At 70.0% G+C, this 16816-nt stretch carries 18 protein-coding genes; 11 read left to right on the top strand and 7 right to left on the bottom strand.

Going from position 1 to position 16816, the window contains the following annotated elements; genetic code table 11:
- Window positions 1-262, bottom strand: a 262-nt coding sequence (locus U1T56_RS02405) for a transposase (protein WP_418157843.1), incomplete at its 3' end; no start/stop codon positions are given.
- Window positions 263-503: 241 nt separating this feature from the next.
- Between U1T56_RS02405 and U1T56_RS02410 the strand changes: the two genes are divergently transcribed.
- A complete protein-coding gene (locus U1T56_RS02410) occupies window positions 504-1154 on the top strand; it encodes a class I SAM-dependent methyltransferase (RefSeq protein WP_418157844.1) in 651 nt (216 codons plus the stop codon).
- Window positions 1155-1805: 651 nt separating this feature from the next.
- Here U1T56_RS02410 and U1T56_RS02415 read toward each other — a convergent pair.
- Together U1T56_RS02415 and U1T56_RS02420 are read right to left on the bottom strand one after the other, a co-directional pair.
- The gene (locus U1T56_RS02415) at window positions 1806-2471 is read right to left on the bottom strand and encodes an RraA family protein (protein ID WP_418157845.1); all 666 of its coding nucleotides are present in this window, start codon (window positions 2469-2471) and stop codon (window positions 1806-1808) included.
- Window positions 2472-2642: 171 nt separating this feature from the next.
- Window positions 2643-2768 (bottom strand): hypothetical protein, encoded by a 126-nt coding sequence (locus U1T56_RS02420; RefSeq protein ID WP_418157846.1) that lies wholly within the window; start codon window positions 2766-2768, stop codon window positions 2643-2645.
- A gap of 426 nt (window positions 2769-3194) precedes the next feature.
- Between U1T56_RS02420 and U1T56_RS02425 the strand changes: the two genes are divergently transcribed.
- Window positions 3195-4418, top strand: coding sequence for a UbiH/UbiF/VisC/COQ6 family ubiquinone biosynthesis hydroxylase (locus U1T56_RS02425; RefSeq protein ID WP_418157847.1), 1224 nt, complete (start codon window positions 3195-3197; stop codon window positions 4416-4418).
- A 75-nt stretch (window positions 4419-4493) separates the two neighbouring features.
- Here the strand turns inward: U1T56_RS02425 and U1T56_RS02430 are convergent, their stop codons facing one another.
- The 3 genes from U1T56_RS02430 to pyk form a co-directional block, all read right to left on the bottom strand.
- On the bottom strand, window positions 4494-5855 hold the full coding sequence (locus U1T56_RS02430) for an ammonium transporter (RefSeq protein WP_418157848.1): 1362 nt from the start codon (window positions 5853-5855) through the stop codon (window positions 4494-4496).
- A gap of 249 nt (window positions 5856-6104) precedes the next feature.
- Window positions 6105-7340 (bottom strand): class I SAM-dependent methyltransferase, encoded by a 1236-nt coding sequence (locus U1T56_RS02435; RefSeq protein WP_418157849.1) that lies wholly within the window; start codon window positions 7338-7340, stop codon window positions 6105-6107.
- Window positions 7341-7521: 181 nt separating this feature from the next.
- Entirely contained in the window at window positions 7522-8937 is a 1416-nt protein-coding gene (gene pyk / locus U1T56_RS02440; protein WP_418157850.1) for a pyruvate kinase, read from the bottom strand.
- A 181-nt stretch (window positions 8938-9118) separates the two neighbouring features.
- Here pyk and U1T56_RS02445 point away from each other — a divergent pair, with 181 nt between their 5' ends.
- From U1T56_RS02445 to U1T56_RS02485, 9 genes are all read left to right on the top strand, one after another.
- On the top strand, window positions 9119-10777 hold the full coding sequence (locus tag U1T56_RS02445; RefSeq protein ID WP_418157851.1) for a peptide ABC transporter substrate-binding protein: 1659 nt from the start codon (window positions 9119-9121) through the stop codon (window positions 10775-10777).
- Between the two features lie 45 nt (window positions 10778-10822).
- Entirely contained in the window at window positions 10823-11545 is a 723-nt protein-coding gene (locus U1T56_RS02450; RefSeq protein ID WP_418157852.1) for a DUF1003 domain-containing protein, read from the top strand.
- 31 nt (window positions 11546-11576) lie between these two features.
- A complete protein-coding gene (locus U1T56_RS02455; RefSeq protein ID WP_418157853.1) occupies window positions 11577-12533 on the top strand; it encodes an ABC transporter permease in 957 nt (318 codons plus the stop codon).
- Window positions 12523-13413, top strand: a complete 891-nt coding sequence (locus tag U1T56_RS02460; protein WP_418157854.1) for an ABC transporter permease — start codon at window positions 12523-12525, stop codon at window positions 13411-13413. Before U1T56_RS02455 ends, U1T56_RS02460 begins: the two co-directional genes overlap by 11 nt.
- A 14-nt stretch (window positions 13414-13427) precedes the next feature.
- Complete coding sequence (gene cutA / locus U1T56_RS02465) at window positions 13428-13766, top strand: divalent-cation tolerance protein CutA (RefSeq protein WP_418157855.1); 339 nt, start codon at window positions 13428-13430, stop codon at window positions 13764-13766.
- 65 nt (window positions 13767-13831) lie between these two features.
- Window positions 13832-14410: a Uma2 family endonuclease gene (locus U1T56_RS02470; protein WP_418157856.1), complete on the top strand. Its 579-nt coding sequence runs from the start codon at window positions 13832-13834 to the stop codon at window positions 14408-14410.
- 38 nt (window positions 14411-14448) lie between these two features.
- Complete coding sequence (locus tag U1T56_RS02475) at window positions 14449-15213, top strand: ComF family protein (protein WP_418157857.1); 765 nt, start codon at window positions 14449-14451, stop codon at window positions 15211-15213.
- Between the two features lie 58 nt (window positions 15214-15271).
- Window positions 15272-15559, top strand: a complete 288-nt coding sequence (gene grxC, locus U1T56_RS02480; protein WP_418157858.1) for a glutaredoxin 3 — start codon at window positions 15272-15274, stop codon at window positions 15557-15559.
- On the top strand, window positions 15556-16014 hold the full coding sequence (locus U1T56_RS02485) for a DUF1178 family protein (RefSeq protein ID WP_418157859.1): 459 nt from the start codon (window positions 15556-15558) through the stop codon (window positions 16012-16014). The genes grxC and U1T56_RS02485 overlap by 4 nt, the downstream gene beginning before the upstream one ends.
- A gap of 2 nt (window positions 16015-16016) precedes the next feature.
- On the opposite strand, the gene ubiG is transcribed toward U1T56_RS02485, so the two are convergent.
- The gene (gene ubiG, locus U1T56_RS02490; protein WP_418157860.1) at window positions 16017-16775 is read right to left on the bottom strand and encodes a bifunctional 2-polyprenyl-6-hydroxyphenol methylase/3-demethylubiquinol 3-O-methyltransferase UbiG; all 759 of its coding nucleotides are present in this window, start codon (window positions 16773-16775) and stop codon (window positions 16017-16019) included.
- Window positions 16776-16816 lie beyond the last annotated feature (41 nt).

The raw sequence follows: 16816 nt of genomic DNA on the forward strand, positions 1-16816 counted from the left end.
GGTCGGCGGCGCGCACCAGCTCGTCTTCGAGCGGGGCCGTGGCCCAGGGCGAGGTCGAGACGCAATGATGGAGCTGCTGGGTGTCAGCGGGTGCCACCCGCGCCGCCATCGGCGCGACGCTCGTGCGCTCGCCGGGCAGGATCAGGCCCTCGCGGTAGAACGGCGCCCAGTGCCGCGGCACCTTGCGCCGCAACCGCGCGAGGAACGGCTCCCGCCAGCGTTCCAGCTCCCGCTCCCAACGCTCCGCCAGTGCCCCAGCCATCGCGCTCCCCCATCGTGAGCACCGCCAGGGCGATGACACTCGGCCAGCCGGAACGTGGCAGGGTAGTGCTAGAGCACCTGCTCTTCCATCGTCGGGAGCATGATCCGTTCCCCCTTGCATCCCGCTTTCATCGGCCGGGACTATGCGCATGCCGAGGCCGCCTCCGGCCGCCGCGGCCCATTGCGCTGCCATGTGGCAGGATTAAGCTCCGCCCGAGGTGCCTGCCCGCGAAAGCCCGACCATGACCACGCTTCTTCCGCCGCGCGAAGGCTACGATTCCTGGGCCGCGACCTACGACACGCAGGAGAACGCCACGCGCGATCTCGACGCCGCCGTACTGCGGCTGACCGACCTGCCGCTCGACGGTGCCTCCGTGATCGAGCTCGGCGCCGGCACGGGCAAGAACACGGCCTGGCTAGCGACCCGGACGGCGAGCGTGCTCGCGCTCGATCTCTCGCCCGGCATGCTGACGCGCGCCCGCGAGCGGGTGCCGGCAGCGCATGTCCGCTTCTTGCTCCACGACATCACCCGGCCTTGGCCCGTGGGCGACTGCTCGGCCGACCTCGTCGTCGGCAACCTCGTCCTCGAGCACGTGGCCGACCTGCGCCCGGTCATGACCGAGGCGGCGCGCGCGCTGCGGCCGGGCGGGCTCCTCTTCCTCGGCGAGCTCCATCCGTACCGTCAGCTCCTGGGCGCTCGGGCCCGCTTCCAGGCCGGGGACGCGCTCGCCCTGATCGAGGCCCACCGGCATGGCGTCTCCGACTACGTCAACACCGCGCTCGCCGCCGGCTTCGATCTCGTCCGCCTCGGCGAATGGCAGGAGAGCCCGACCGGCCCCGTGCCCGCCACCGACCGGCCGCGACTGCTCACGGCCCTGTTCCGACGCCGCTGAGCGGACCCGCCGGCGGGACGCGGCACGCCCGCCGGCATGCCGCACCGCTCGAGGTGCCTCGACAGCGTACCCGATGCATCTTCCCGCCGCGGGCATACGTGCCATCGTGCCGCATCGTCGAGCGTATCCGGGGCAGGAGGGGCCTGCAGCCCGTGCCGCGCTGGCACGTCGTGCGTCGCGAGAGAGCCCGGAATGGAAGTTCCGGGTTTTGTTTGCCGGCTCGCCTTGCCCTGCCGTCAGGGGCATCTCGGCACCGGAGCGGCGCGGACAGGCTCGCTCCTCCATCCATCAGCGGCCGGGTGGCACGTCCACGCGCCGTCAGGACTCTTACGAGCAGCGCGCCCGCGAGCTGGCGATCGCAGCGGGTCTGGATCCGGACGCGCGCCGAGAAGCCCGGCAGCCCGCACGGCCAGCCGGTCTGGTGCACGTTCCGCGACGCCGCCCGGCGGTCGCTCCTGGTCGAGCGGGCGCGTGCCGCCGAAGCGGCCGTACAGCCGCAGCCCGATGGCCTGCCGCCGCCGGCCCGAGGTGCTGGACCACCGCGCCGGCACGATCCGCGTGCTCCACACGCTCCGCCCTTTCGCCGTCGCCATGGCGGGTCCGGGCGAGTTCGACCCGTTCGAGGACCGAGCCGCGCCGCCGGGCGCGCTCTCATCCGGCGGGCGGAACCTGGAACACGTCGAGCGTCGTGCGGCCGCTTGCGAGCTCCCGCTCCCACGCCTCCTCCGCCGCCACCCGCGCCAGCGCCGCGCCGAGCCGCGCCTCGGCCGCCGCGCGCGGGATCACGACGAGGCCGTCGTCGTCGCCGATGACGAGGTCGTGCGGTGCGACGCGCGTGCCCGCGAACGCGATCACGTCGTTGACCGTGCCCCGGTCCATCGAGGAGGGCCCGCGCGGTGTGATGTGCCGGGTGAAGACGACGAAATCCTGCCACCGTGCCAGCCGTCCCGTGTCGCGGACAGCCCCGTTGACCACGACACCGGCGATGCCCTTGCGCCGCGCCGCACCGCTCAAAAGCTCGCCGATCACGGCCGGATTGGGGCGCCCGCCCGCCTCGATCAGGATCACGTCCCCCGGCCCGGCGACGGCGATCGCGTGATGGACCGCTCCGTAGTCCGTGCCCTCGCAGAGGGCCGTCACGATGCTGCCGACGAGCCTGCCGCCGGGCGGCAACGGCCGCAGCGGCCGGATGGCCGGATCGACGAGGGTGAGCCCCTCGAGCACGTCGGCCGCGATGCTCGCCGGCACCTGCGCCCACTGCTCGACGAGCTCGCGCGGCAGAGGGAACGTGGTCGGTCGATGAACCTTGGTCGGCATGGGCACTCCCGCTGCGATGGGAAAGGCAGCCGAGGTCGGCTGTCCTCGGTGGTCGAAGGGTGGGCTCGACGGTATCGGATCCAGCCGACCCGCGACAACCCGCGCCGAGGTCGGTAGCATGCCCATCGGCAGGGATGCGCCGCGCTCGGCTTTCGGTACGGGCGAACGTGGTCACCGTGTGCGTCGCCGGCTGTCGTAGCGGCAGCGCGGCCGGCCACCGCAGGGCGGGCAGTGCCGGTGGAGGATCTCGAGCACCTGCTCGTGATCCGGCGACGGCCGCGGCGCCATCCTGGCCATCACCGATCTCCCCCGAGCTGCCGCCTGGAAATGGCTCGCCAGCCGGCCCTGCCGAGCTGAAAAAAACGGGCCCGGAAAGGTCGTCCCCTTCCGGGCCTCAATTGGCCGCGCCGACCGGACGGTCGGACTGCGGCGCTCGGGCCAAACTACGACACGGCACGACGGCCGATGACCCATGGCTGTCCGTGCCGACGTGCCGTGCCTGCGAAAGCGGCAGGACTGCGTTCGGGGTCGCCACGGGGTGGGGTGATGGCCGGCCGCGCGCTCGCCCGGACATCAGCAAGTCACGTGCCAGCCCAGACGGGATGGTAGGCTGGGCCATCGGCGGCTCATGCGCGCAGCTCTGCCTATGCTGTGAGCAATTGCCTTCGTTTTGGGCTGTGCTATCGCCGTCGCCCGGCGTCGTGATAGGAGCGGGAGTCCCAGATGAGCCGAGCGAGCGAGCAGCAGCACGATCTGATCGTCGTCGGGGGCGGGCTGACCGGCTTGGCGCTGGCCGACGCCGTGGCGGGGGCGGGCTATCGGGTCCTCGTCGTCGAGCGCTCACCGCTGGCCGATCTGGTCGCAGCCCCTTACGACGGCCGCTCGACGGCGATCGCGCTGGGTGCGCGCCGCTTCCTCGCTGCCATCGGGGTCTGGCCCTTCATGGCGGACGAGGCCGAGCCGATCCACGACATCGTGGTCCGCGAGGGCTTCTCCCCGATCGAGGTCCATTACGATCACCGGGAGGTCGGGGACGAGCCCTTGGGCTTCATCGTCGAGAACCGGGCGATCCGCAAGGCGCTGCTCGGGCGGGCGCGCGCGCTGCCGAGCCTCGTGATCGCGGCCCCGGTGCAGGTGGCGGAGCTCGAGCTCGGCGACACCAAGGTGCGCATCCTTCTGGAGGATGGGACCAGCGCCACCGCCCCGCTCGTCGCCTTGTGCGAGGGGCGACTCTCGACCACCCGCGAGAAGGTCGGCATCGCCGCGAGGCGGTGGGCTTACGGCCAGACCGGCATCGTCTGCACGATCCGGCACGAGAAGCCGCATCACGGGCTCGCGGTCGAGCGCTTCTTTCCCGACGGGCCGTTCGCGCGTCTGCCGATGACCGGGAACCGGTCCTCGATCGTCTGGGCGCTCGAGGAGGAGGCTGCCAAGATCGTGATGGCGCTGGACGACGTGGCGTTTCTGGGCGAGATCGCCGAGCGGTTCGGCGACGATCTCGGCGCTCTCGCGCTCGAGGGACCGCGCTGGGCCTATCCGCTCGTGCTGGTGCTGGCCGAGCGCTACACGGGCAAGCGCCTCGTGCTGGTCGGCGATGCCGCGCGCGGCATCCATCCGATCGCGGGCCAGGGCTGGAACCTGGCGCTGCGCGACGTGGCGGCGGTGGCCGAGATCTTGGTCGACCGGCTGAGGCTCGGGCTCGACCCCGGCGACGAGCTTTCGCTCGAGCGCTACGCCGCCTGGCGGCGGTTCGACGGCTTGGCCCTGGTCGCGGTCACGGACGGGATCAACCGTCTGTTCGCGAACGACATCTTTCCGATCCGGCTCGCGCGCGAGGCGGGCCTCGCGATCGTCGAGCGCATCCCGCCCATGAAGCGGTTCTTCATGCGCCACGCCATGGGGCTGATCGGCGATCTGCCGCGCACCATGCGCGGCGAGGCGCTCTGAAGATGCAGGACACGCGAAGGGCGCGCCCGCTCTGGCAGACACGCCCCCATGACCGCGGGAAGGACGGTGCCGGACTCAGGCCACGGTCTCGCCGTGGAGCGCCAGATCGAGGCCCTCGCGCTCGCTGTCCTTGTCGACACGCAGGCCCATCAGGAGGTCGAGAGCCTTGAGGAGCACGAACGAGGCCACGGCGCACCAGCCGATGGTCCAGGCGATGCCCTTGAGCTGGATCCAGACCTGGAGGGGGTTGCCGTCGATCAGGCCCTTCACGGCGCTGCCGCCGACCTCGGAGGTGGCGAAGACGCCGGTGAGGAGCGCCCCGAGGATGCCGCCGACACCGTGGACACCGAACACGTCGAGCGAGTCGTCGTAGCCCATCATGTGCTTGAGGCCGGTCGCACCCCAGTAGCAGACGATGCCGGCGAGGAGGCCGATGACGAGAGCGCCGTTCGGCAGCACGAAGCCCGAGGCCGGGGTGATGGCGACGAGGCCGGCGACCGCACCCGAGGCGATGCCCAGCACCGAAGGCTTGCCCTTCATGACCCACTCGGCCAGCATCCACGACACGGCGGCAGCGGCGGCGGCGATGTGGGTCACGGCCATGGCCATGCCGGCGCGGCCGTCCGAGGCCACGGCCGAACCGGCGTTGAAGCCGAACCAGCCGACCCACAGGAGCGAGGCGCCCATGACGGTGAGGGTCAGGTTGTGGGGCGCCATCGGCTCGCTGCCGAAGCCGATCCGCTTGCCCAGGATGAGGCAGGCCACGAGCCCGGCAATGCCGGCGTTGATGTGGACCACCGTGCCACCCGCGTAGTCGAGCACGCCCTCGCCGAACAGGAAGCCGTTGGGCGACCAGACCCAGTGCGCGATCGGGGCGTAGACCACGACCGACCACAAGGTCATGAACAGGACCATCGGCCCGAACTTCATCCGGTCGACGAAGGCGCCCACGATGAGCGCCGGCGTGATCGCGGCGAAGGTCATTTGGAACATCATAAAGACCGATTCCGGGATCACCCCGGAGAACACCGGCGTGCCGGCGGTCACGGTCTGGAGGCTCACCGGTCGGCTGTCGAGGGAGAGACCGCGCAGGAGCAGGCGGCCCAGATCGCCGATCCAGGGGCTGCCGTCGGTGAAGGCAAGGCTGTAGCCGGCCACAACCCAGACCAGCGAGACCACGGCGGTGGTGGCAAACACCTGCATCAGCACGGAGAGCACGTTCTTCTTGCGGACCATGCCGCCATAGAAGAGCGCCAGCCCCGGGATGGACATCATCAGCACGAGAGCGGTCGCCGTGATCATCCAGGCGGTATGACCGGGATCGATCGCCGGCGGCGCTGCCGGAGCGTCGGCCGCCTGCTGGGCCAGAGCGGCGCCCGCCGTCGAGAGGAGCAGGAGCGAGGGCAGCACGAAGGCCTGATGGAACGTTCTCGTCATTCGCATGCGTCAGTCCCGCAGCTAGGAACCAGCGTGGCCCCGGTGGACCGGGGTGCCGCGGGTCGGAGAAGGCATGAGCCCGTGGCACCCCGGTCCCAGGCGGAGGACGACCATGCAGGCTGCCTGCGCCGGACCGGGTTGCCCAGAAATGAAGCAAGTTCGGTGCCAGTCCGGAGTGCTGCCTAATGAATGGGCAGACGGCCAGGCGTCAGTGGGAGCCTTCTTCGCTCCCACTGACGGAAGGCGGCGCTACGCCGCTTGGGTCGTCATCGTCTCCTCGGCCGCCATGCGCTGCTCGAAGGCATGGATGTAGTCGCGGGTCAGCGGAACGGCGTCGCGGGAGCGGGCGAGCTGGATCTGGAACACCATGCCGTCCTGCTCGCGGAAGAACACTTCGCAGGCTGCGAGATAGAATTCCCACATCCGGCAGAAGCGCTCGTCATAGAGCGCCTTGGCCTTGTCGCGCGAGGCCAGGAAGCGCTGGCGCCAGGCGCGCAGCGTCTCGGCGTAGTGCAGGCGCAGGATCTCGACGTCGGTGACCCACAAGCCTGCACGCTCGATCGCCGGCAGCACCTCGCTGAGCGCCGGCAGATGGCCGCCGGGGAAGATGTACTTGCGGATGAAGGGATGGGTGTACCAGGGTCCGTGCGCCCGCCCGATCGCGTGCAGCACCGCCACTCCGTCGGGCTTCAGCAGATCCCGCACCTTGCGGAAGAAAGTGCCGTAGTGGTTGACGCCGACGTGCTCGAACATGCCAACGGACACGATGCGGTCGAAGCTGCCCGTGGTGGCGCGATAGTCCTCGAGCCTGAAGCGCACCCGTTCGGCGAGGCCGGCGGCTGCCGCGCGCGCGTTGCTCTCCTTGAGCTGCTCCTCGGAGAGCGTGAGGCCGGTCACGTCGCAGCCGGCGATCCTGGCGAGATAGAGTCCGAGCCCGCCCCAGCCCGAGCCGATGTCGAGCACGCGCTGTCCCGGCCGCAGCAGCAGCTTCGCCGCCAGATGCCGCTTCTTGGCGTGCTGCGCCTCCTCGAGCGTCATCCCGGGGCTCGCGAAGTAGGCACAGGAATACTGGCGGTCGCTGTCCAGGAACAGGCGATAGAGCTCGCCCGAAAGGTCGTAGTGGTGCGCCACGTTGCGGCGTGCGCGGCCGGCGGGGTTCCACTGATGCAGCCGGCGGCCGATCCAGCCGGCCACCCGTCGCGGCAGCGGGACACCGTTGCCCGCTGCCGCGAACATCTGGCGGGCGCCGAGCTCGAGCAGGTCGTAGATCGAGCCCTGCTCGATCACGACCCGTCCGTCCATGTAGGCCTCGCCCAGAACGAGGCCGGGGTCCTCGAGGACCTTCCAGCCCAGGCTGGCATCCTTCAGGCGCACGACGAGAGGGGCGCGCTCGTGACCCGGCGCATGATGCGCGCGACCCTCGCTGTCGATCACCACCACCCCGCCATCGCGCACCAAGCGCTCGAGAATCCAGTGCTGCAGCATCGTCCGGGACACTTCTCGTTATCTGGTCCAGCCGACCGCACTCCTCGGCGATCGGACCCTACATACAGCCGCCTGCGACGGTTTGTCCGTGCGCATCATGCCAAGCAGCCATGCGCGAGCCCAGAGGCGCACGATGCATCGAGATGCTGGCGTTACCGGAAAGGCACGGACAGGGGCGTGCTCACGTCACCCAGGCGACCCGGAGCAGGTTCGTGGCGCCCGGCGTGCCGAAGGGCAGGCCGGCGGTGATCACGATGCTCTCGCCCGGATCGGCGAACCCCTCCTCGCGGGCGAAATGGCGCGCCTTCGCCACCATGTCGTCGAGATCCAGCGCGTCCGTGGTGTGGACGGGGTGCACGCCCCAGGCCAGCGCCAGCTTGCGCGCCGTCACCATGCGGGTGATCAGGCCCAGGATCGGCCGGTCCGGCCGCTCGCGCGACGCGCGCAGCGCCGTGGCGCCCGAGGTGGTGTAGGTGACGATCACCGCCGCCTGCAGCGTGTGCGCGACCTGCTCGGCGGCGAGGGTGATGGCATCGGCGCTCGTGCGCTCGGCGCGGGCCTGGAAGGCATCGACGTAGGAGCGGTAGAGCTCGTCGCGCTCCACGCTCGCGATGATCCGGTCCATGATCGCCACTGCCTCGACCGGGTACTCGCCGGCAGCGCTCTCGGCCGAGAGCATCACGGCGTCCGCCCCGTCATAGACCGCGGTCGCCACGTCCGAGGCCTCGGCCCGGGTCGGGGCGGGCGAGTGGATCATGCTCTCGAGCATCTGGGTCGCGACCACCACGGGCTTGCCGAGCTCCCGGCACTTCCGGATGATCCGTTTCTGTAGGCCCGGCACCAGCTCCGGCGGCAGCTCGACGCCGAGATCGCCGCGCGCCACCATGACCGCGTCCGATAGCTCGATGATCTCGTCGAGCCGCTCGATCGCCGAGGGCTTCTCGATCTTGGCGAGGATCGAGGCGCGGCCGGCGACGAGCTTCCTCGCCTCGGCGATGTCCTCGGGCCGCTGCACGAACGAGAGCGCCACCCAGTCGAAGCCGAGCTCGATGCCGAAGCTGAGATCGGCGCGGTCCTTCTCGGTCATGGCCGAGATCGGCAGGACCGCGTTCGGCACGTTGACCCCCTTGCGGTCGGACAGGCCGCCACCCGTGACCACGACGGTCTCGGCGAAATCCGCTCCGCAGCGCTCGACGCGAAGCCGGATCCGGCCGTCGTCGAGAAGGAGCTCCTGCCCTGCCTCGAGCACGGCGAAGATCTCGGGATGGGGCAGGCTCACGCGGTTCCGGTCGCCCGGCGCCGGATCGAGGTCGAGCCGGAAGCGCTCGCCTCGCCCGAGCGCGATCCGGCCTTCGGCGAAGCGGCCAACCCGGAGCTTCGGGCCCTGCAGGTCCATGATGGTGCCGATCGGCCGGCCACGCTCGGCCTCGACCTCCCGCACCATGGCGAAGCGCACCGCATGGTCCTCGTGGCTGCCGTGGCTGAAGTTGAAGCGGAACACGTCCGCCCCGGCGTCGGCGAGCTCGCGGAGCCGCTCCTTGGTCGAGCTGGCCGGCCCCAGCGTCGCGACGATCTTGGCGCAGCGATTGCGTCGCATGCGTCCTCCCCTCTTTCCCACGCCCGGTCGATACCGCTCCTAGCCGGTTGCGGTTCGCTCCGATACCCCAGATGGCTCGCCCGGTTCCAGCACGAAGGTGCCGTGAGAGCCTTGCGCTTCGGTTGTTCCGCGGCAACCTCCCCGCTAACCTCGCCGGATCGGGCACGAGGGAAGTGAGCGGATGCAGAGCCTCTTCAAGATCGCCGCGGTCCTGATGGCTGTCTGCCTCGCCGGCGGGGCCTGGGCGCGCGATCTCGTCATCGGTATCAGCCAGTTCCCTTCGAACTTCCACCCCAGCATCGATTCCATGCTGGCGAAGAGCTACGTGCTCGGCCTCACGCAGCGGCCCTTCACCGTGTTCGACCGGCGCTGGGAGCTGGTCTGCATGCTGTGCACGGAACTCCCGACCTTCGAGAACGGCAAGGCGGTGGCGGAGGAGGCGCCAGGCGGCAAGCGCGGGGTGGCGCTGACCTACACGATTCGCCCGGACGCGCGCTGGGGCGACGGCACCCCGGTCACGACCAGGGACGTGCTGTTCACCTGGGAGGTCGGGCGGCACCCGAAGAGCGGCGTCGGCAACGCCGAGATGTACCGGCGCATGTGGAAGCTCGACATCGTCGACGAGCGGACCTTCGTGATTCACGACGAGAAGCTGGGCTTCAACTACAACGCCATCAACGACTTTCGCGTGCTGCCCGAGCACCTCGAGCGGAAAGTCTTCGCGGCCGATCCCGAGACCTACCGCAACCGTACGCTCTTCGACACCGATCCGACCAATCCGGGGCTCGCCTTCGGCCCCTACCGGATCGCGCGCGTGGTGCCGGGCAGTCAGATCGTGCTCGAGCGCAATCCCACCTGGTGGGGTGCCGTACCCGTGTTCGAGCGGATCGTGATCAAGGCGATCGAGAACACGACGGCACTCGAGGCCAACCTGCTCTCGGGCGAGATCGACATGATCGAGGGCTCGGCCGGTCTCTCGCTCGACCAGGCGCTGGCTTTCGAGCGTCGCCACGGCGACCGCTTCCGGGTCTTCTACAAGCCCGGTCTCGTCTACGAGCATCTCGACGTCATGCTCGACAACCCGGCGCTCGCCGACAGGCGGGTGCGCCAGGCGCTTCTCTACGGCCTCGACCGGGAGGCCATGAGCCGGAAGCTGTTCGCCGGCCGCCAGCCCGTGGCCGATACGTTCGTCCATCCCCTGGACTGGATCCACACCGACGAGGTGCGCCGCTACGTTCACGATCCGGCGCAGGCCGCGGCCCTTCTCGATGCGGCCGGATGGAAGCCGGGCCAGGGCGGCCTGCGCCGCAACGCGGCGGGCGAGCCCCTGCGGCTCGAGCTCATGACCACGGCCGGCAACCGCTCGCGCGAGCTGGTGGAGCAGGTGCTGCAGAGCCAGTGGCGTCAGCTCGGCATCGAAGTCGCGATCAAGAACGAGCCGCCGCGGGTCTTCTTCGGCGAGACCGTGAGCAAGCGGAAGTTCGGGAGCCTCGCCCTCTTCGCCTGGATCAGCTCGCCCGAGAACCCGCCGCGCTCGACCCTTCATTCGCAGGAGATCCCGAGCGAGGCGAACGGCTGGTCGGGCCAGAACTATGCGGGCTTCAGGAACGCACGGATGGACGAGCTGATCGACGCGATCGAAGGCGAGCTCGACCGGGACAAGCGCAAGGCGCTCTGGCACGAGCTGCAGCGGCTCTATGCCGAGGAGCTGCCGGCCCTGCCGCTGTTCTTCCAGGCGGAAGCCCATATCTGGCCCAGGTGGCTCTCGGGCATCGAGCCCACCGGCCACATGGCGCCCGTGACCTCATGGGTCGAGAACTGGCGCGATGCGCGCCCCTGAAGCAGCATCCCGCTGTGCCGCCACCGCATTCCCGGAGAGCCGCCCGTGCCAGCATCCCGCCGCAATGGCAGCCACGCCGTCTGCCAGATCTGCGGGCAGCACCCCAAGAACGTCCCGCTGTTTCCCGCCGGCTTGATCCGCCCGAAGCTGGCCGAGCAGATCGCGAAGGAGGTGCCGGGCTGGACGGGCGAGGGCTTCATCTGCCTCGACGACCTCAACCGGTTCCGCGCCCGCTACGTCGAGAGCATGCTCGAGCAGAGCATGGGCGAGATCGCCGCTCTCGAGGATTCGGTGGTCCACCGCATCGCTCGCCACGAGACGCTCGCGACCGATGTCGACGCCAGCTTCGACCGCGCGCTGACCCTGGGCGAGCGGGTGGCCGACCGGGTGGCGGACTTCGGTGGCAGTTGGACCTTCATCCTGATCTTCGCCCTCGTGATCGTCTGCTGGATGGGGCTCAACAGCTCCCTCCTCGCCGGCCACGCTTTCGACCCTTATCCCTATATCCTGCTCAACCTCGTGCTCTCCTGCCTCGCCGCCGTGCAGGCGCCCGTGATCATGATGAGCCAGAACCGGCAGGAGGCGCGCGACCGGGCGCGGGCCAAGAACGACTATCTCGTCAATCTCAAGGCCGAGCTCGAGATCCGGCTTCTCCACGAGAAGCTGGACTATCTCCTGCGCCACCAATGGGAGCGCCTCATGGAGATCCAGGAAATCCAGGTCGAGCTGATGAACGAGATGGCGCAGCGCCGGCCGGGGGCACGATGAGGCGCAAGGCTGCCGTGCATCGGAACGGCTGATGCTCCGCTTCGTCGCCCGCCGTCTCGTCGAGAGCGCCATCGTGCTCCTCGCGGTCTCGTTCGTGGCCTATGCCCTGATCGGGCTCATGCCGGGCGACCCCATCGACCTCATGGCGCAGGCCGACCCGACGCTGACGGCGGCCGACGTGGCGCGGCTCAAGGCCTTGGCCGGGATCGACCGGCCGCTCCTCGAGCGCTGGGCGGGCTGGCTCGCGCGGGCGGTGCGGGGCGATTTCGGCTATTCCAGGCTCTATGCCGTGCCGGCCATCGAGGTACTGGGCCAGCGGCTCGTCAACACGCTTCTCCTGATGGGGACGAGCTTCGTCCTGGCGCTCGCGATCAGCCTGCCCGCCGGAGTCTGCGCCGCGGTCCGGCCGGGAAGCGTGCTCGATCGCCTCGTCAACCTCGTCGCGTTCGCCGGCTTCTCGATCCCGGCCTTCTGGCTCGGCCTGCTCCTCATCATCCTGTTCGCGGTCGAGCTAGGCCTGCTGCCGGCGGGCGGAACCCAGAGTGTCGACGGCGGCGGTCCCTTGGACCGCGCCCGCTACCTCGTCCTGCCGGTCATGACCCTGACCCTGCTCACCGCCGGCGTCCATGTCCGCTTCGTGCGCGCCGCCATGATCGAGACCCTGCGCGAGCCCTTCGTGCGCACCGCCCGCGCCATGGGGATCGGCCGGCAGCGGCTGCTCTGGCGCCATGCGCTGCGGCACGCCATGCTGCCCGTGGTCACCATGATGGCGCTCTCGTTCGGCGGCCTGTTCTCCGGCGCTCTCGTGGTCGAGACCACCTTCGCCTATCTCGGCGTCGGCAAGCTGATCTACGATGCCATCCTCGGCAACGACTTCAACCTCGCCCTCCTCGCCCTCCTGCTCGCGACCGTGGTGACGCTTCTGAGTAACCTCGCGGCCGACCTCGCCTATGTCTGGCTCGACCCCAGGATCACCTATGATCGCTGACGTCGGTGTCCTCGGCCGGCGCCGCCGGCGCGAACCCTCGCTGCTCCTGGCGGCCCTGTTCCTGCTCCTGCTGCTCCTGGCAGCTCTCCTCGCGCCCTGGCTCCAGGCCCGGCTCGGGCTCGACCCCAACGCGGTCGATCTCCTGGCGCGGCTCGAGCCGCCGAGTGCGGTTCACCTCCTGGGCACGGACGAGCTCGGCCGCGACGTGCTCCTGCGCCTTCTCCACGGCGGGCGCGTGTCGCTCGCGGTAGGCTTAGGTGGAGCGCTGCTAGCGGCCGTTCTCGGCACCATCGTCGGCCTCGTCGCCGGCTATGCCGGCGGTGCCGTCGACGCCTTTCTGATGCGGCTGACCGATGCCGTAATAGCACTCCCGCTCCTGCCGCTCCTGATCGTGCTGGCGGCAGTCGATCCCGGCAAGCTCGGCCTTGCCGGGATCGACGGCTCGGGCGAGCTCGCGGGCGTGCTCAGGATCGTCGTCATCGTCGCCCTGTTCGGCTGGACCACGACGGCACGGCTCGTCCGGGCGAGCGTCCTGACTTTACGCACCCGCGAGTTCGTCCTGGCGGCGCGGGCGCTGGGTGGCGGGCCCCGGCATATCCTCCGCCGCCACATCCTGCCCAATGCCGCCGCACCGCTCCTCGTCGCCACCACGCTCTCGATCGGCAACGTGATCCTGGCCGAATCGGTCCTGAGCTTCCTCGGGCTCGGCATCCAGCCGCCCCTGCCGAGCTGGGGCAACATGCTCACCGGGGCGCAGGCGCTCGTGTTCGAAGCCCCCCGGCTTGCCTTGTGGCCCGGATTGCTGATCTTCACGACGGTGCTCGCGTTCAATCTCCTGGGCGACGGCCTGCAGACCATGCTCGCCCGAGGACGCGGCTGAGGGAGGGTCCGCCGATGAAGGCTGCATTCTGCTATGTCACCTGCCCGAGCAAGGAGGAGGCGCTCGACATTGCGCGCACCCTGATGGAGGAGCGTCTCATCGCCTGCGCCAACGTCCTGCCGGACATGATGGCGATCTATCGCTGGCAGGGAGCGGTGCACGAGGCGAGCGAGGTCGTCTTGATCCTGAAGACCAGCCCTTCCCTCGCCGAGCGCGTGAGCGAGCGCGTGCAAGCGCTGCACAGCTACGAGTGCCCGTGCGTCGCCGTCCTGCCGGTGACGGCCGGCAATCTCGCCTATCTCGACTGGATAGCCGCCGAAACCGCTGGGGAGTCCTCAACGTTAGATAGTTGATCGGCGGTCGGCCTAGTGTTTTAGTTGAGATCGCTGCCCGCCCGAGATACTGTGGGAGCCTTGCCATGAAAGCCATGCGCGGAACGCGCCGCTGGACGGTGGCCGACTATCACAGGATGGCCGAGGCCGGCATTCTCGACGAGGACGATCGCGTGGAGCTGCTCGACGGGGAGATCTTCGACATGAGCCCGATCGGCAGCGTCCATGCTGCCAGGGTCGGCAGGATCGCCGATCGGCCCGCTCAGCGCTGCGGCGATCGTGCGCTCGTGCGACGGCAGAACCCGATCCTGCTCGACGATCACAGCGAGCCCGAGCCGGACATCGCCGTGGTCCTGCCGCGCAGCGACTATTACCTGCTCGAGCATCCGAAGCCTGCGGACGTCCTGCTGCTGATCGAGATCGCGGACAGCTCGGCCCGAAGCGATCGCGCGAAGAAGCTGCCGCTCTATGCCGCGGCCGGTATCCCCGAGGTCTGGCTCGTCGACCTCTCGGGGGATCGGGTCGAGATCTGCCGCGACCCCGCAGAGGGGCGATACGCGACGGTGCGCGACCTGGGGCGCGGGACGGAGGTGGCGCCCTTGGCCCTGCCGGACGTGCGGCTGGAGATCGTCGACCTGCTGCCGCCACCGGGCATGCGGCCTTAGGAGGGGCGGATGCCTGCGATGGCCCGCTTCGGTAACCGATGACAGCCGCTGCCCGCGCGCTGCAGCGAGCCGGTCGGATCGGGCGCGGCCTGCTCGATCTCCTGCTGCCGCCCCGCTGCCTCGCCTGCGGGATCGAGACTACAGGTGCTGCCAGCCTGTGCCCGCCCTGCTGGAGCGGCCTGCACCTCCTGGCCCCGCCCTGGTGCCGGGTCTGCGGCTGTCCGCTGCCGCACGCCTTCGCCGAGGCGCCGCTCTGCGGTGCTTGCGCCGAGACGCCGCCGCCTTTCGATCGGGCGCGCGCGGCCCTGCGCTATGACGAGCACAGCAGCCGGATCGTGCTCGGCTTCAAGCGGGGCGGGCGGCTCGAGGGGCTGCCGCTGTTCGCGCGCTGGATGGCGCAGGCGGGCGAGGAGCTGCTGGCCGAGGCCGACCTGATCCTGCCCGTGCCGCTGCATCGCTGGCGCCTGCTCGCGCGTGGCTTCAACCAATCGGCTCTCCTGGCGCGGCACGTGGCACGTCTCACCGGCCGGACTTGGTCGCCCTTCCTTCTGGAGCGGCACCGCGCCACGGCTTCGCAGCAGGGCCTCGGGGCCGAAGCGCGGCGGGAGAACATCACGGCCGCCTCGTTCCGGTTGCGCCGGCCGGAGCGGGTCGAGGGGGCGAGGATCGTGCTGGTCGATGACGTGCTGACGACGGGAGCCACGCTCGGTGCGTGCGCCACCGTCCTGCGCCGAGGCGGTGCGGCACGTGTCGACGCACTGGTGCTGGCACGGGTGGCAAAGGGCGGGACGGTCCCTATATGATGGTCGTGCAACCGCGGCGTGACAGCGGTGCCCCTCGGACCTCAAGTGCGGCTGCGCGATGGCGACCGTCGAGATCTACACCACTCCGTTGTGTCCTTACTGCGTGCGGGCGAAGCGCCTGCTCGAGAAGAAGGGCGTCGATTTCATCGAGATCGATCTCTGGCAGGAGCCGGGACGGCGCGAGGAGATGGTCCGGCGCGCGGCCGGCCGGCGCACCGTGCCGCAGATCTTCATCAATGGTCAGGCCATGGGCGGCTCGGACGACCTGCACGCGCTCGATGCAGCAGGAAAGCTCGATCCGCTGCTGGCGCAGGATGGCGAGGGCGCTCGCCGGGGTTCGGCATGATCAGGTTCGCGCTCAACTGCGCTCGCGACCATGCCTTCGAAGGCTGGTTCAAGGACAGTGCCGCCTTCGACCGGCAGGCCGAGGAGGGGGCGATCACCTGCCCGGTCTGCGGCGATACCTCGGTGCGCAAGGCCGTGATGGCGCCCGCCGTCATTCGCTCGGGCGGCAGGCGCGAGCCGGCGCCGACACCGCCGTCGGCACCCGTGCCGGCACCGACCCCGGAGCAGGCCAGGGCCATGATGATGATGGCCATGCTCCGGCAGATCCGCGCCCATGTCGAGAAGAACTTCGACGATGTGGGCGAGCGCTTCCCGGAAGAAGCGCGCAAGATCCACTACGGCGAGGCCGAGGCGCGCGACATCTACGGCAAGGCCACGCTCGAGGAGGCCAAGGAGCTGATCGAGGAGGGCATCGCCGTCCTGCCGCTGCCCGACCTGCCCAAGCTCGATAGCTGAGCTCACACCGGCCGCTGGGCGGTCATCAGGTAGTTGACGCTGGGATCGCGCGACAGCCGGAAGCTGTCGGTGGCGCCATCGTAGGCGATCCCGGCGACGTGGACCGGGCGCAGACCCTGCGCCCGTAGATATTGCGCGAGCTCGGAGGGGCGGACGAAGCGCCGCCAGTCGTGGGTCCCGGGCGGCAGCCAGCGCAGGAGATATTCCGCGCCGACGATGGCCGTAAGGAAGCTCCAGGTGGTGCGGCTCACGGTCGAGAGGATCGCAAGCCCGCCGGGGCGGATCGCCTCGGCCAGGACGGCAACGAAGCCTTCCGGGTCGGGCACGTGCTCGATCACCTCGGACGCGACGACGAGATCGAAGCGGCGCCCATCCCGGACGACCTCCTCGAGCGTGGTGGCCTCGTAGGCGAGCTCGACACCGGTCTCGGCGGCGTGCCAGCGTGCGGTCGCGATGCTCTCGGGCAGAGGATCGATGCCGGTCACGGCCGCCCCCAGCCGGGCGAGCGGCTCGGCGAGGAGGCCGCCGCCGCAGCCGACGTCGAGTACGGAGAGGCCGTGAAGCGGGCGCGCCGTCCTCGGGCTGCGGCCGAGCTGTGCGCAGACGCGATCGCGGATATAGGCGATCCGGACCGGATTGAGCTTGTGGAGCGGCGCCATCGGACCTTTCGGGTCCCACCAGCTTCGCCCGAGCGCCTCGAACTTGGCGAGCTCGTCGCGGTCGAGGGAGTTGTCGACGCTCGCGGAAGCAGCGCTCGCCATTCTACGGTCTCCGGTCGGTTGAGGTGCCTTGCCGAGGCTGG

Origin of the sequence: Benzoatithermus flavus (assembly GCF_037908215.1) — a bacterium.
Taxonomy (GTDB): Bacteria; Pseudomonadota; Alphaproteobacteria; order Geminicoccales; family Geminicoccaceae; genus Benzoatithermus; species Benzoatithermus flavus.